13 protein-coding genes and 1 riboswitch are annotated in these 14,156 nt (G+C 52.3%); all 13 genes read left to right on the top strand.

Features of this window, described 5'->3' with window-relative positions; genetic code table 11:
• The first annotated feature begins 9 nt into the window (after positions 1 to 9).
• Positions 10 to 996: an aromatic ring-hydroxylating oxygenase subunit alpha gene (locus L0M14_RS24235; protein WP_235119041.1), complete on the top strand. Its 987-nt coding sequence runs from the start codon at positions 10 to 12 to the stop codon at positions 994 to 996.
• A gap of 89 nt (positions 997 to 1,085) precedes the next feature.
• On the top strand, positions 1,086 to 1,274 hold the full coding sequence (locus L0M14_RS24230) for a hypothetical protein (protein WP_235119040.1): 189 nt from the start codon (positions 1,086 to 1,088) through the stop codon (positions 1,272 to 1,274).
• A 220-nt stretch (positions 1,275 to 1,494) separates the two neighbouring features.
• Positions 1,495 to 1,597, top strand: a riboswitch (purine riboswitch).
• A gap of 218 nt (positions 1,598 to 1,815) precedes the next feature.
• The gene (locus L0M14_RS24225; RefSeq protein ID WP_235117997.1) at positions 1,816 to 3,306 is read left to right on the top strand and encodes an IS5 family transposase; all 1,491 of its coding nucleotides are present in this window, start codon (positions 1,816 to 1,818) and stop codon (positions 3,304 to 3,306) included.
• An 87-nt stretch (positions 3,307 to 3,393) separates the two neighbouring features.
• Positions 3,394 to 3,879, top strand: coding sequence for a 5-(carboxyamino)imidazole ribonucleotide mutase (gene purE / locus L0M14_RS24220; RefSeq protein WP_235119039.1), 486 nt, complete (start codon positions 3,394 to 3,396; stop codon positions 3,877 to 3,879).
• On the top strand, positions 3,876 to 5,048 hold the full coding sequence (purK, locus tag L0M14_RS24215; RefSeq protein ID WP_235119038.1) for a 5-(carboxyamino)imidazole ribonucleotide synthase: 1,173 nt from the start codon (positions 3,876 to 3,878) through the stop codon (positions 5,046 to 5,048). The genes purE and purK overlap by 4 nt, the downstream gene beginning before the upstream one ends.
• Before the next feature lie 22 nt (positions 5,049 to 5,070).
• Positions 5,071 to 6,363 carry an adenylosuccinate lyase gene (gene purB, locus L0M14_RS24210; protein WP_235119037.1) on the top strand — a complete coding sequence of 431 codons (1,293 nt, stop codon included), beginning with the start codon at positions 5,071 to 5,073 and terminating at the stop codon, positions 6,361 to 6,363.
• Between the two features lie 179 nt (positions 6,364 to 6,542).
• On the top strand, positions 6,543 to 7,433 hold the full coding sequence (locus tag L0M14_RS24205) for a phosphoribosylaminoimidazolesuccinocarboxamide synthase (RefSeq protein WP_235119036.1): 891 nt from the start codon (positions 6,543 to 6,545) through the stop codon (positions 7,431 to 7,433).
• 32 nt (positions 7,434 to 7,465) lie between these two features.
• Positions 7,466 to 7,705: a phosphoribosylformylglycinamidine synthase subunit PurS gene (gene purS / locus L0M14_RS24200; RefSeq protein WP_079414612.1), complete on the top strand. Its 240-nt coding sequence runs from the start codon at positions 7,466 to 7,468 to the stop codon at positions 7,703 to 7,705.
• 22 nt (positions 7,706 to 7,727) lie between these two features.
• Positions 7,728 to 8,423: a phosphoribosylformylglycinamidine synthase subunit PurQ gene (purQ, locus tag L0M14_RS24195; protein ID WP_235119035.1), complete on the top strand. Its 696-nt coding sequence runs from the start codon at positions 7,728 to 7,730 to the stop codon at positions 8,421 to 8,423.
• Positions 8,401 to 10,644 (top strand): phosphoribosylformylglycinamidine synthase subunit PurL, encoded by a 2,244-nt coding sequence (gene purL / locus L0M14_RS24190; protein ID WP_235119034.1) that lies wholly within the window; start codon positions 8,401 to 8,403, stop codon positions 10,642 to 10,644. Before purQ ends, purL begins: the two co-directional genes overlap by 23 nt.
• Entirely contained in the window at positions 10,629 to 12,161 is a 1,533-nt protein-coding gene (gene purF / locus L0M14_RS24185) for an amidophosphoribosyltransferase (RefSeq protein WP_235119033.1), read from the top strand. The genes purL and purF overlap by 16 nt, the downstream gene beginning before the upstream one ends.
• A 315-nt stretch (positions 12,162 to 12,476) precedes the next feature.
• Positions 12,477 to 13,511: a phosphoribosylformylglycinamidine cyclo-ligase gene (purM, locus tag L0M14_RS24180; RefSeq protein WP_235119032.1), complete on the top strand. Its 1,035-nt coding sequence runs from the start codon at positions 12,477 to 12,479 to the stop codon at positions 13,509 to 13,511.
• Positions 13,511 to 14,122: a phosphoribosylglycinamide formyltransferase gene (gene purN, locus L0M14_RS24175; RefSeq protein WP_235119031.1), complete on the top strand. Its 612-nt coding sequence runs from the start codon at positions 13,511 to 13,513 to the stop codon at positions 14,120 to 14,122. Before purM ends, purN begins: the two co-directional genes overlap by 1 nt.
• The last annotated feature ends 34 nt before the right edge of the window (positions 14,123 to 14,156 follow it).

The raw sequence follows: 14,156 nt of genomic DNA, 5'->3' as shown, positions 1-14,156 counted from the left end.
GTGCAGACGATGACGACAGCGATACAAGACTCCGCTTTGATCGACCAGTGGCATCCGGTGCTGTTATCGTCAGCTTTGCTGGAGAGGCCGGTATCCACTCGCGTTCTTGCCGAAAGGGTGGTTGTATTCCGCACTTCCCAAGGCGTTCACGCCTTCAAAGATCTGTGCATTCACCGCGGAGTTCCGCTTTCGCTGGGCAAAGTGGCGGGCGACGAGCTTGTCTGCGCTTACCACGGCTGGTCCTACAGCGGCTGCGGTGCCTGCACGCGCATACCTTCACTGCCACAGGACCAGCCGATACCTTCCAAGGCCAAGGCTCTGGTTTTTCGATGCATCGAAGCTCATGGATTGATATGGGTGTGTCTTGGCACCCCTTCTACGCCGGAGCCTCCCATCAGCAGCCGACTGGAAGAAGGATATGCTGAAGTGATTATGGGTCCTTACCAGCTCAGAGCAGCTGCTCCCCGCTTGATTGAGAATTTCCTCGATGTATCCCATCTCATGTTCGTGCATGAAGGACTGCTGGGAGACAGCCAATTCGCGGAGATTGGCGATTATCACGTTCATCAGCTTGAAGGCGCTCTGCGCTCCGATGAAATTACCGTCTACCAGCCCAATCCCGACGGGACGGGAAGAGGAGTCCACAGCCGGTACGTATACGAAGTGCTCGCCCCCTTATGCGCAGCATTTACGAAGCGGAGCGACGAGGAGCCGGGCCATATTTTCAGGCTGTTCCTCATGGTCCTCCCGGTTACGGAGACGGAGAGCGTCGCCTTCATGATCAAACAGCGTAATTATGCGCTGGAGGAACCGGATGAAATCTTCATCCTTTTTCAGGATACGCTGATTGAGCAGGACCGGGAAATGGTGGAAAACCAAACTCCCGAGCTGCTGCCGCTCGATTTGCAGATGGAGCTGCACTTGAAGTCGGACCGTATGAGCATTGCGTACAGGAAGCTGCTTCGCGAGCAAGGCGTGACGTTTGGCACGGCTTGATGAGGACAGATGCTGTACTAAGCTGTTCTACCCAGAATAAGAAGGAAGTTTCCTTCAGTTGCTGATAAAGGTAAATGGAGGACTCAGTAGTGATCGAAGAAAATCTACTGAAGTTCGGAATGGCCCCTGCTTTATCAACAATTCTAGAAGGAAGCTTCCTCCACCAAATTCGAGGTTTTCCCAAGCCTGAAATTTCACGGCTCACGGGAAAGCCTCTTCTTTTTATACTGATGTCGAATGATATGGCTTGCTCAGAGAAGTTCATGATGCTGGGATGAGATGAATTAGCATTTTTCTACGAAAGGGCTTTCAAACTGAAAGTTGCTGAAAAATCCAGAGAGTGAAGCATAAACACGGGGCAGTTTTCCTCTATCATCCAAAATAGAGCCAAAACGCGAACTTTTTAAAGAAACCTACTGAAAAATGTTCGTTTTTTCAAATTGACACATGACATGACTTGGTAGTAAACTAGGAAAGCGGGAACGAACTTCCCACCCAATTGAAAATGTCGAAATAACTCGTATAATGTCGGGAATATGGCCCGAAAGTTTCTACCCAAGAACCTTAAATTTTTTGGACTACGAGGACACGAATGAGGGGAACCATAGGATGATGATGGTCTTTTTGCATTCGGTTCTTTTGCTGTCCAGCGTATAGAATGGTGCATTCTAGCTCTGGGCATTTTTTATATCTAATTAGGGCTTGCTGAACGAAAAAAAACCTAGAAATAACAAGGGTTTAACCGTCCTTTTGTCGAAATAGGATGCAAGGAAACCGGTAGGTAGTCCGGTAAAAACCGTGCATCTGGAGGGCAAAATCATGTTTCAGCGAAGTGAAGGTCAGCTCATTCTGCCAGGCGACTTCTTCCTGCCGTTTGGTGGAAAATTAAGCGAAGATAACCGCTGGGTGCTTCTCGCGGCGATGATCCCATGGGCAAAGGTTGAGGAGAAGTACGCCAAATCCTTCAAAAGGAGCCAAAAGGGTCAAAAAGCGGTACCCGTCCGTGTCGCGCTCGGGGCGCTCATCATTCAAGAGCGGCTCGGGACCGATGACCGAGAAACACTTCAGCAGATTCTGGAGAACCCGTATCTGCAGTACTTCCTGGGGTTGCCTGGTTATCAGAATCGACGTCCGTTTCACGCATCACTTATGACTCACTTCCGTAAGCGACTTGGCAGCGACGTCCTTCAAGAAGTGAATGAATGGATTGCCCTCGAAGAGGTCCAGAAACAGACAGACGAGCAAGGCTCGGATGATGACGACTCCAGTGGAGGCAACGCTGCAGGAAGCGCAAGCGGGAGTCTCACGCATCAAAACGCCGAAGCGCCTCTTCATCAAGGAAAGCTGCTCCTTGATGCCACCTGCGCTCCCGCCGACATGGCGTATCCAACCGACCTGTCGCTGCTGAATGATGCGCGCGAAAAACTGGAAATCATCATTGACCTGCTTCATCAGCCGCACCGTGGAAAGACCGCAAAACCGCGAACCTATCGGCAAAAAGCCAGGAAGGCGTACCTTGCTGTGTCCAAGCAGCGGCGCGTAAAGCCCCGCACGATGCGCAAAGCGATCGGAAAGCAACTGCGGTTCGTTGCGCGCAACTTACGAACGGTTGCTGCTTTAGCTGAAACTAGTCATCTGTCGGCACTGCCTAGGAGCCTGTACAAAAAACTGTTGGTCATTCAGGAGCTGTACCGCCAGCAACGGCAGATGTTCGATGAACGCTCGCACAGCATCCCGGATCGGATCGTCAGCATCTCGCAACCGCACGTTCGTCCCATTGTGCGCGGCAAGGCAAAGGCCAGCGTAGAGTTTGGCGCGAAAGTCGCCATCAGCTTGGTGAACGGCTTTGCGTTTGAAGAGAAACGGGATTGGGACAATTTCAACGAAGGTCTCACGCTGAAGGCCTCAGTCGAAGCCTACTACAAACGATTTGGCTTCTACCCCGAAGCGGTGCTTGCGGATCAGATCTACCGTAACCGTGAAAACCTGCGGTATTGCAAGGGTTTGGGCATCCGCCTCAGCGGACCGCAACTTGGGCGACCATCCGCTAATCAAGAGGAAGCCAAGCGCCTCTCCAAGGTCGACGCATCGGAACGTAACGCAATCGAAGGCAAATTCGGCGAGGGCAAGCGTTGCTATGGGCTTGGTCGTATTCGAGCACGCCTTCAGGCGACGAGCGAGACGGTCATCAGCATGCAGTTCCTCGTGATGAATCTGGAGCGAAGACTACGGCTTTTCTTTCTGTCTTTTTTCGCGGGGTTGCAAACGGTTCGGCTATGCGTGAACGTGAGGCTTTTGAAACTAAATTGATTCGTTCAGCAAGCCCTAATTAGTAGTTATAAACAACAAACATTTAGTTATGTAAACCATCTCTATAATGAAGAAAGTAGGTTTGTCATGACAGTACGTGTTGGTGTCATAATGGGAAGCCAGTCGGATTGGGAAACGATGAAGCATGCATGTGAGATTCTGGAGGAGCTTGGAGTGCCTTATGAGAAAAAGGTTGTCTCCGCGCATAGAACGCCGGATCTTATGTTTGACTATGCTGCATCCGCCGCAAGCCGCGGCATCCAAGTGATTATAGCCGGAGCAGGCGGTGCGGCGCATTTACCAGGAATGGTAGCGTCCAAGACGGAGCTTCCGGTTATTGGTGTTCCGGTAAAAACGTCCACGCTGAACGGCTTGGACTCGCTGCTCTCGATCGTGCAAATGCCGGGCGGTATTCCGGTTGCAACGGTGGCGATCGGTCATGCCGGAGCTACGAATGCAGGTCTTCTGGCTGCACAAATCCTCGGAGCATTCGAACCTGAGCTGCAGGCGAAGGTGAAAGCACGCCGCGAGCGGATCGCGCAGACGGTGATGGAAAGCAGTGAGCAGCTATGACAGCAGCAAACGGTAAGGTGATCAAGCCTGGCGGAACGATTGGCGTTCTGGGCGGCGGCCAACTAGGCCGAATGCTCGCGCTGGCGGGCCGTAACATAGGGTACAGGTTTGTGACGCTCGACCCGACGGAAGATGCTCCATGCGGTCAGGTTGCCGACGAGCAAATCCAGGCATCCTACGATGATGTCGATGCGGCGCGCCGTTTAGCGGCTGTGTCCGATGTGATCACGTATGAGTTTGAAAACGTCGACGCACACGTCACAGACATTCTAATGAAGGAATCGTATGTTCCGCAGGGAAGCAAGCTGCTGTACACGACACAGCACAGGCTTCGTGAAAAGAAAGCGATTGAGGCAGCCGGAGTTCCCGTCGCTCCTTACGCTGAAATCACAAGCGCGGAGCAGCTTCGGGAAGCTGTAGAGCGATTTGGCACACCTTGCGTGCTGAAGACGGCGACAGGCGGCTATGACGGCAAGGGCCAGTGGGTCATCCGTTCTTTGGATGAAGTGAACGAAGCATACGAAACGTTAAGCCGCGCCAAAACGGAACTGGTACTTGAACAGTTCATTCATTTTGATAAGGAATTATCCGTCATTGCGGCCAGAAGCCCTCGCGGCGAAGTGAAGGCCTTCCCCGCAGCGGAAAACATACATGTACATAACATTCTCCATCTCTCGATCGTTCCGGCTCGCATCTCAGCCGAGATTCAGAAGGAAGCCGAGAAGCTGGCGATGCGCATTGCGGATTCGCTTGGCGTCATCGGGTTGATCGCGGTGGAGCTGTTCCTGACCAAGGACGGTCAGCTCTATGTCAACGAGCTTGCCCCGCGCCCGCACAACTCCGGGCACTACACGATGGAAGCTTGCCGCACCTCGCAATTTGAGCAGCATGTTCGCGCGATTTGCAATCTGCCGCTAGGTTCGACGGAGCTGATGTCGCCGGTGGTGATGGTGAATTTGCTGGGTGAACACGTAGATCCACTTTTGGAGCAGATCGACCAACCTGGATTTTTGGAGGATGAAGAGCTTGGCGTTAGTGCTAAGGTTCATCTGTACGGCAAGAAGGAAGCGAAGGAAAAACGCAAAATGGGCCATATCAACGTACTTGCCAGTGATGTGGAACAGGCGCTTGCATGGATAGAACGCAAAGGCATTTGGGAAAGTAAGTAAATGAATAAATGGAGGAACGGCAATGATTGAACGTTATACACGCCCCGAAATGGCGCGCATTTGGACAGAAGAGAACAAATTTAAGGCATGGCTAGAGGTTGAGATTCTTTCATGTGAAGCGTGGTCGGAGCTAGGTGTGATCCCGAAGGAAGATGTAGCGGTACTTCGCGAGAAAGCAAGCTTCAACATTGATCGGATCTATGAAATCGAGCAGGAGACCCGCCATGATGTGATCGCTTTTACCAGAGCGGTTTCCGAGACGCTTGGACCTGAGCGCAAATGGGTGCATTACGGTTTGACTTCCACAGACGTTGTAGATACAGCGCTGGGTTACCTGCTTAGACAGGCGAACGAAATTTTGGAGAAGGACATCCAGAACTTCATCGAGATTTTGAAAGAAAAAGCACAGCAATACAAGCATACGGCCATGATGGGCAGAACGCATGGGGTACATGCAGAGCCGACGACATTCGGTTTGAAAATGGCTTTGTGGTACGAGGAAATGAAGCGTAACCTGGAGCGTTTCCGCTATGCGGCTGACGGCGTGCAGTACGGTAAAATCTCCGGCGCAGTTGGTACTTACGCGAACATCGACCCATTCGTTGAGCAATATGTTTGCGGCAAATTGGGCACGAAAGCAGCTCCGATTTCCACACAAACGCTGCAGCGTGACCGTCACGCTGAATACATGGCGACGCTAGCTCTGGTAGCTACGTCACTGGATAAATTCGCAACTGAAATCCGCGCACTGCAAAAGAGTGAGTTCCGTGAAGTTGAAGAACCGTTTGCTAAAGGTCAAAAAGGTTCCTCCGCTATGCCGCACAAGCGTAATCCGATCGGCTGCGAAAGCATTTCCGGCCTGTCCCGCGTGATCCGCGGTCACATGGTTTCCGCTTACGAGAACGTGACGCTGTGGCACGAGCGCGATATTTCGCACTCCTCCGTAGAGCGCATCATTCTTCCGGACGCTACGCAGCTGCTGAACTACATGCTGAACCGCCTGGGCAACATCATCAAGAACTTGACGGTATTCCCTGAAAATATGAAGCGCAACATGCGCAGCACGTACGATGTTCCTTTCTCCGGCCGCGTGATGACGAAGCTGATCGACAAGGGCTTCAGCCGCGAGCAAGCCTACGACACCGTACAGCCAAGAGCCATGCAGGCTTGGGAAGAGCAGCGCTCCTTCCGCGAGATCGTGGAGAACGCGTCTGTCATTACAGAAGTGCTAAGCGCAGAAGAGATCGCCGATTGCTTCGATCCAAGCTGGCATTTGAAGCATGTGGACACGATTTTTGACCGACTGGGGCTGTAAGAGGCAGGAGAAATCTTCTGTCGGCAAGGTGGAACGGAGAGCATTACCTCCTTGCCTGGTGGTAAACGGAGTTTTGCGATAAAGAGGAATGGAGAGCTCAGTAGTAATGGCCCTCACTTTATCGACAGACTGATCTTCCTGCCCAGCAGGAAGCTATATATAGAAGGGACGTGTTGGTCTTGGCAGGCAATATTCTGGATACGGCCACGAATCTGGTTAAGGCGCCTTTGGTTCATAAAGGCAAGGTTCGCGAGCTGTATGATTTGGGCGAGAACTTTTTGATCGTCGTCACCGACCGGATTTCGGCGTTTGACTATATTTTAAAGCCGGGCGTTCCTGATAAAGGTTATGTGCTGAACGCGCTCAGCAAGTACTGGTTCGGCATCACAAGCGGTTATATGAAGAATCACATCGTGCATACGGATGTGGAACAGCTGCAGGATATCATTCCTGATGCAGAGGCGAGAGAGCTGCTGAAGGAGCGCATTATCGTAGCGAAAAAAGCGGACCGCATCTCCATCGAGTGCGTCGTTCGCGGATACATCACAGGCAACGGTTGGAGACAGTACGAGAAAACCGGAGAGATCAACGGTAAAAAGCTTCCGGAAGGCCTACGCAAGAACCAACGTCTGGAAAACCCGATCTTCACACCTGCGGCAAAGAACGATGTCGGTCATGATGAAGACATTTCACTGGAGCAGATGATCGAACTAGTCGGCGAGAAGCTGACCTACGAGCTTCAAGAAAAAAGCATCATGCTCTACACACTGGCTCATGCGATCTGTGAGCGCAAAGGTATTATTTTAGCAGATACGAAGTTTGAGTTCGGTTTCTATGCCGGAGAGCTGATCCTGATTGATGAAGTGTTCACGCCGGATTCCTCCCGCTATTGGGCGGAGGACAAGTATGCGCTGGATATCGAGATCGATTCCATGGACAAAGAGCCGGTGCGGACGTACCTCGCAAGCTCCGGTTGGGACAAGAACAGCGAGCCGGATGAGCTTCCAGCTGAGGTCGTTGAAGAAATATCCCGCAGATACAAAGAAATCCTTCACCGTCTGGTGGATTAAATAAGCAGTCAACTCGAGGAGGAGTTAGGGAAATGAAAGCAACCGTTTATGTAACGATCAAACAAAACGTATTGGACGTGCAAGGAACTGCCGTTCAAGGAGCTCTTCATTCGATGGGCTTTGAAGAAGTAGGCAAGGTTCGCATTGGTAAATACCTGGAGCTTGAACTGGGTACAACGGACAAAGCGGAGGCAGAAGCACGCGTAAAAGCAATGTGCGAAAAGCTGCTGGCTAATACGGTTATCGAAGACTATCGCTACGAGTTGGCGTAGGACGATGAAGGAGGAGAACGACATGAATTTTGCGGTTCTTGTGTTTCCGGGATCGAACTGCGACATCGACTGCTACAAAGCTATCGAAGATACGATTGGACAGCCTGTTGACTACGTCTGGCATACGGCTGACGACCTTTCCAAGTATGACTGCATTCTAGTACCAGGTGGATTCTCCTACGGAGACTATCTGCGCTGCGGCGCTATCGCTCAATTTACGAATGTGATGAAGGCTGTTGTCAAAGCGGCTGAAGAGGGCAAATACATCTTAGGTATTTGTAACGGATTCCAGGTGTTGACGGAAGCTAGACTGCTTCCAGGCGCACTGCTTCGCAACAACGGCATGAAATTCCGCTGCCACCAGGCAGTTTTGAAAGTTGAAAATAATACAACTCCGTTCACTCGCGACTACGCAGAGGGCGAACTGATCAACATTCCGATTGCTCACGGTGAAGGCAACTACTACTGTGACGATGCTACACTGAAAGAATTGCAAGAAAACAACCAGATCGTATTCCGTTATGAAGCGGGTAACAACCCGAACGGATCCGTTGACGATATCGCCGGTATTTGCAACAAGGCCGGTAACGTAGTAGGTATGATGCCCCATCCGGAGCGCGCCATTCATGAGCTGCTCGGGTCCGCGGACGGCAAGAAAATGTTTACATCGATTCTAAGCACTTGGAGGGAGAAACATGGCGCAGCAGCTATCCGCTAAGGAACCAACTGCCGAGCAAATCGCAGAGCAGAAAATATACAAGCAAATGGGCGTAACCGACGATGAGTATGCTAAAATCTGCGGCTTCCTCGGACGTAATCCAAACTATGTCGAGATCGGCGTATTCAGCGTAATGTGGTCGGAGCATTGCTCTTACAAAAACTCCAAGCCAGTCCTTCGCAAGTTCCCGGTTACAGGCCCTCGCGTTCTGATGGGTCCAGGCGAAGGTGCAGGGATCGTAGACATCGGAGACAACCAAGCGGTTGTATTCAAAATCGAAAGCCATAACCACCCTTCAGCGATTGAACCTTATCAAGGCGCAGCAACAGGTGTGGGCGGTATTATCCGTGATATTTTCTCGATGGGTGCGCGTCCGATTGCGCTGCTGAACTCTCTGCGGTTCGGTAAACTGCAAAATGACCGTGTAAAATATTTGTTCGAGCACGTCGTATCCGGTATCGCTGGATATGGGAACTGTATCGGCATTCCAACGGTTGGCGGCGAAGTCATGTTCGACGAAAGCTATGAGGGGAATCCGCTTGTTAACGCGATGTGCGTAGGGCTTATCGACCATGATAAAATCCAACGCGGTGTCGCCAAAGGTGTAGGCAACCCTGTGTTCTACGTCGGTCCTGCAACAGGACGCGACGGTATCCACGGCGCGACATTCGCGTCCGAGGAGCTGACAGCGGAATCCGAAGCGAAGCGTCCTGCGGTGCAAGTAGGCGATCCGTTCATGGAGAAGCTGGTTCTGGAAGCATGCTTAGAGCTTATCGATTCCGGCATCGTGCTTGGAATTCAAGATATGGGCGCTGCGGGGCTTACCTGCTCCAGCGCTGAGATGGCAAGTAAAGCCGGTAACGGTATGGAGCTTTACCTTGATGAGGTTCCGCAGCGCGAAGAAGGCATGACAGCGTATGAAATGATGCTGTCCGAGTCGCAAGAGCGCATGCTGTTCGTCGTGGAGCCGAAGCATGAGGCGCAAGCGAAGGGCATTTTTGAGCGCTGGGGCTTGCACTGCGCGAAGGTCGGCAAGGTGACCGATGACGGTCGCCTGCGTTTGATCCACCACGGTGAAGTCGTGGGGGATATGCCGGTAGGGGCACTGGTTGACGAGTGCCCGGTTTACAATAAGCCGAACCAAGTTCCGGCTTATTATGAGACGCACGCATCCATCGATACGACTCGTTACCCTGAGGTAACGGAGTTGACGGATGCGCTGAAGGCAGTGCTCGCGTCCCCGACGGTAGCGAGCAAAGAGTGGGTGTACAACCAGTATGATTACATGGTTCGTACGGAAACTGCGGTGCGCCCGGGTTCGGACGCAGCAGTCGTAACCATTCGCGGCACGCGCAAGGGACTTGCGATGACAACCGACTGCAACGGGCGCTACGTGTATCTCGATCCGGAAGTAGGCGGACGGATCGCGGTGAGCGAAGCGGCGCGTAACATTGTTTGCTCCGGCGCTGAACCACTTGCGGTAACGGATAACCTGAACTTCGGTTCTCCGGATAAGCCGGAAATTTTCTGGCAGATTGAGAAAGCAACGGACGGTATGGCGGAAGCTTGCCGTGAGTTGAACACTCCGGTCATCGGCGGTAACGTGTCTCTCTACAACGAGAACGCCAAAGGAGCAATCTACCCGACACCGGTTATCGGTATGGTGGGTCTTGTCCACGACGTTGACCACATCACGACGCAAAGCTTCAAAAACGAAGGCGACATCATCATCCTGCTCGGCGAGACGAAGGCAGAGCTCGGCGGCAGTGAATTCCAATATGTACTTCACAGCGTAACCGAAGGCCGTCCTCCTGTACTGGACTTGGCAGTAGAGAAACGCTTGCAGGAAACCGTTCTAAAAGCGATCCAAGAAGGCTATGTCGCTTCTGCGCATGACTTATCCGAGGGCGGTCTTGCTGTAGCTCTTGCTGAGAGTGCAATCAGCGGCGGTATCGGCGCTCAAGTAGCGATCAACTCCGAGCTTCGCACAGATATTGCACTGTTCAGCGAAAGCCAATCCCGCATTCTGTTGACGGCTTCGCCTGACAAAGCGGATGCATTAAAGCACTGGGTCGCTTCCCAAGGCGTACCTTATCAAGAAATCGGAACAGTCACAGGAACAGAGCTGAGCGTTGCCGTGAACGGCAAGCAGCAAATCCAGTCTCCGGTCAGCGAGCTGGAAAAGGTCTGGAAGGATGCGATTCCATGTCTAATGGCGTGAAACAAACCGGGGCCCTGAAGCTTCCTGCGGCGCCCAGCGATGAGCTGAGCGGGCAGCAGCATGAGCTTTGGACAGGTGAGTATTACAACGAAGGTATTGGCGGCCATGGCGGTTTGTTTGACAAATTGAACGAAGAATGCGGCGTGTTCGGGGTGTATGGTCACCCCGACGCTTCTTCTCTCTGCTACTACGGGCTTCATGCTTTGCAGCACAGAGGGCAGGAAAGCGCCGGTATCTGCACGGTTGATGAAGGTAAGTTTAACTACTACCGGGGCATGGGACTTGCCAAAGAAGTATTCACCGGAGAGACACTCTCTCCCTTGACTGGCTCTACCGCGATCGCCCATGTCCGTTATTCAACGGCAGGCGAAAGCAAGCTGGCGAATGCACAGCCGCTGGTGTTCAAATACCGTGAGGGTGATTTGGCGCTTGCAACCAACGGCAACCTGGACAATGCGAACATCATCAAGCGTGATCTGGAGCGTAAAGGCTCGATCTTCCAAACGACGAGCGATACGGAAGTTATGGCGCATCTGATTGCCCGTTCGGAGCATGATAACATCGAGGATGCGGTGAAGGATGCTTTGAAACAGGTCGTTGGTGGATTTGCGTTCCTGATCATCACCAAGGACAAGCTGATCGCTGCCCTTGATCCGAACGGTCTGCGCCCGTTTATGATTGGACGTCTTGGAGATGCTTACTTGTTCGCGTCTGAGAGCTGTGCTTTCGACGCCGTGGGCGCGACATATTTCCGTGACGTACAGCCAGGTGAGCTCATTGTCCTGGATCGCGACGGCTTCCGCTCGGAGCAGTTTACTCCAGGCGGCAAACGCGCCATCTGCGCAATGGAGTATATTTACTTCGCGCGTCCTGACAGTGACATCGATGCCATCAACATCCACTCCGCTCGTAAGCGGATGGGGAAGCGACTGGCGATGGAAGCGTTCGTTGATGCGGACGTCGTGACCGGCGTGCCGGATTCGAGTATCTCAGCTGCGATCGGTTTTGCCGAGCAGACGGGCATTCCTTACGAGCTGGGCTTGATCAAGAACCGCTACACAGGCCGGACCTTTATCCAGCCAAGCCAAGAGCTGCGCGAGCAGGGCGTGAAGATGAAACTGAGCGCCGTTCGTAAAGTCGTTGAAGGCAAGCGTGTCGTCATGATCGACGATTCGATCGTCCGTGGAACGACCTCGCTGCGTATCGTGAACTTGCTTCGTGAAGCGGGAGCTACGGAAGTCCATGTACGGATCAGCTCTCCGCCGTTTATGAATCCTTGCTATTACGGCATCGATACGCCGTCCCGCAAGGAGCTGATCGCTGCGATGAATTCCATCGAAGAGATTCGCAAAGCGATCAATGCGGATTCGCTGCATTTTCTCACCCAGGAGGGACTGGTTGATTCCATCGGCCAGGGCTCAGCGGGCAAAGAGAGCGGCTACTGCATGGCGTGCTTCAACAACAATTACCCGACGGAAATCGTGGATACGACGAAGGTCGGCTGCGCCTGCGACTAGGCACGGCGTCATAGATTACGGACTTATACCATCATAACGGAAAGAGCTTAGTCAGCTCTTTCCCAAGATAGCCGATAAAGAGGAATGAAGAGCTCAGTAGTTTTCGGAGAAGCGTAGCGGTCGCCTTTGACAGGTTGTTAGTACCTTTAGAATTCTTTTATTTAAATGAGATAACAACATGTCAACAGCGATCGGAGAAAAGCTGCTGAAGCTTGTAATGGGCCTGTTTTATCGCCAATCATAACGGAAAGAGCTGAGTCAGCTCTTTCCCCCTACATATATAGACAAATTAAAGGAGTGGAAGCGAAGTGTCGGATGCTTATAAAAAAGGCTGGAGTCGATATCGCGGCGGGGAACGAAGCTGTAGAACGGATGAAGAAGCATGTGAAGCGGACGTTTCGTCCTGAGGTTTTGACGGATCTGGGCGGCTTCGGCGGACTGTTCGGCCTGAACAAAGACAAGTACGAGGAGCCTGTGCTTGTATCCGGTACGGACGGCGTAGGTACGAAGCTGAAGATTGCTTTTGCTATGGATAAGCATGATACGATCGGTATCGACGCTGTTGCGATGTGCGTGAACGACATTATCGTTCAAGGCGCGGAGCCGCTCTTCTTCTTGGACTACCTCGCTTGCGATAAAGTCATTCCGGAAAAAATCGAAGCGATCATCAAAGGGATCTCTGACGGCTGCGAGCAGTCCGGCTGCGCACTGATCGGCGGAGAAACGGCGGAAATGCCGGGCATGTATGCCTCGGGGGAGTATGACATTGCCGGCTTTACCGTAGGAATCGTTGACAAGAAAAAAATCATCGACGGCTCCACGATCCGTCCTGGAGATGTGGTTCTAGGTCTGGCATCCAGCGGTGTGCACAGCAACGGGTTTTCACTTGTGCGCAAACTTTTGCTGGAAGACAAAGGCTACTCACTGCATGATCACATTGAAGAGCTGGGAGATAAGCTGGGCAGTGTGCTGCTCGAGCCAACCAAGCTTTATGTGAAGCCGGTTTTGGGCATGCTGGAGGAAGTGGCGATCAAAGGTATGGCGCACATTACAGGCGGCGGTTTCATCGAGAATATCCCGCGTGTGCTGCCGGATAACGTAAATGTGGACATCCAATACGGTTCCTGGCCGATTCTGCCGATTTTCCAGCTCATGCAGCGTGAAGGAGCAATCAGCAACAACGATATGTTCCGCACATTCAATATGGGGATCGGTATGGTCATTATCGTCAGCGCGGATGATGCGGAGAAAGCGATCAAAGCTGCTGAAGCGCAAGGCGAGAAGCCTTACCGTCTGGGCGTTGTGACCGAAGGAAGCCGAGTGGTTACCTTCCAAGGAGCTGACGTGTAATGCAGCCTTACCGCATTGCCGTATTTGCTTCGGGCAGCGGCTCGAACTTTCAGGCGATCGTCGATCAGGTTCAGAAAGGGAAGCTTGATGTCAGCATCGAGCTTCTTGTTTGTGACCGTCCGGGTGCGTATGTGGTAGAGCGTGCTAAAGAAGCGAAGGTGCCTGTCTTTACATTCCGCCCGAAAGATTACGAAAGCAGGGAAGCTTACGAGGCTTTAATCCTCAAGGAGCTGCAGGACCGCCAGATCGATTTGGTTGTCATGGCCGGCTACATGCGGATTATTACCAATGTGCTGGTTGAGCCTTTTTACGGCCGGATGATCAATATTCATCCTTCGTTGCTGCCTTCGTTTCCGGGTGTTAATGCAATTCAGCAGGCAGTGGATTACGGCGTTAAGGTGACCGGAGTTACGGTGCATTTTGTGGATGGGGGCTTAGACTCAGGTCCGATCATTGCGCAGCGTGCCGTTGAAATTCACGAGCATGAAACAGCGGAGTCTTTGGCAGAGCGCATTCATGCTGCTGAGCATATGGTGCTTCCGCAGGCCATTCGTTTGCTTCGTGAGGGCAAAGTTTCTATTGATGGAAGAAGAGTTCTGATACGTTCGTAGATCATGTTTATAAAAATAGAAGGATAATGGGGAG

Source organism: Paenibacillus hexagrammi (assembly GCF_021513275.1).
Taxonomy (GTDB): domain Bacteria; phylum Bacillota; class Bacilli; order Paenibacillales; family NBRC-103111; genus Paenibacillus_E; species Paenibacillus_E hexagrammi.
Note: the sequence above shows the minus strand (reverse complement) of the source record. Positions and strands in the feature narration are given on the sequence as shown.

Excerpts from the sequence above, each read along its gene's own strand:
- L0M14_RS24235 (WP_235119041.1), top strand. The coding sequence starts at position 10 with ATGACGACAGCGATACAAGACTCCGCTTTGATCGACCAGTGGCATCCG.
- L0M14_RS24225 (WP_235117997.1), top strand. The coding sequence starts at position 1,816 with ATGTTTCAGCGAAGTGAAGGTCAGCTCATTCTGCCAGGCGACTTCTTC.
- purE (WP_235119039.1), top strand. The coding sequence starts at position 3,394 with ATGACAGTACGTGTTGGTGTCATAATGGGAAGCCAGTCGGATTGGGAA.
- purK (WP_235119038.1), top strand. The coding sequence starts at position 3,876 with ATGACAGCAGCAAACGGTAAGGTGATCAAGCCTGGCGGAACGATTGGC.
- purB (WP_235119037.1), top strand. The coding sequence starts at position 5,071 with ATGATTGAACGTTATACACGCCCCGAAATGGCGCGCATTTGGACAGAA.
- purS (WP_079414612.1), top strand. The coding sequence starts at position 7,466 with ATGAAAGCAACCGTTTATGTAACGATCAAACAAAACGTATTGGACGTG.
- purQ (WP_235119035.1), top strand. The coding sequence starts at position 7,728 with ATGAATTTTGCGGTTCTTGTGTTTCCGGGATCGAACTGCGACATCGAC.
- purL (WP_235119034.1), top strand. The coding sequence starts at position 8,401 with ATGGCGCAGCAGCTATCCGCTAAGGAACCAACTGCCGAGCAAATCGCA.
- purF (WP_235119033.1), top strand. The coding sequence starts at position 10,629 with ATGTCTAATGGCGTGAAACAAACCGGGGCCCTGAAGCTTCCTGCGGCG.
- purM (WP_235119032.1), top strand. The coding sequence starts at position 12,477 with ATGCTTATAAAAAAGGCTGGAGTCGATATCGCGGCGGGGAACGAAGCT.
- purN (WP_235119031.1), top strand. The coding sequence starts at position 13,511 with ATGCAGCCTTACCGCATTGCCGTATTTGCTTCGGGCAGCGGCTCGAAC.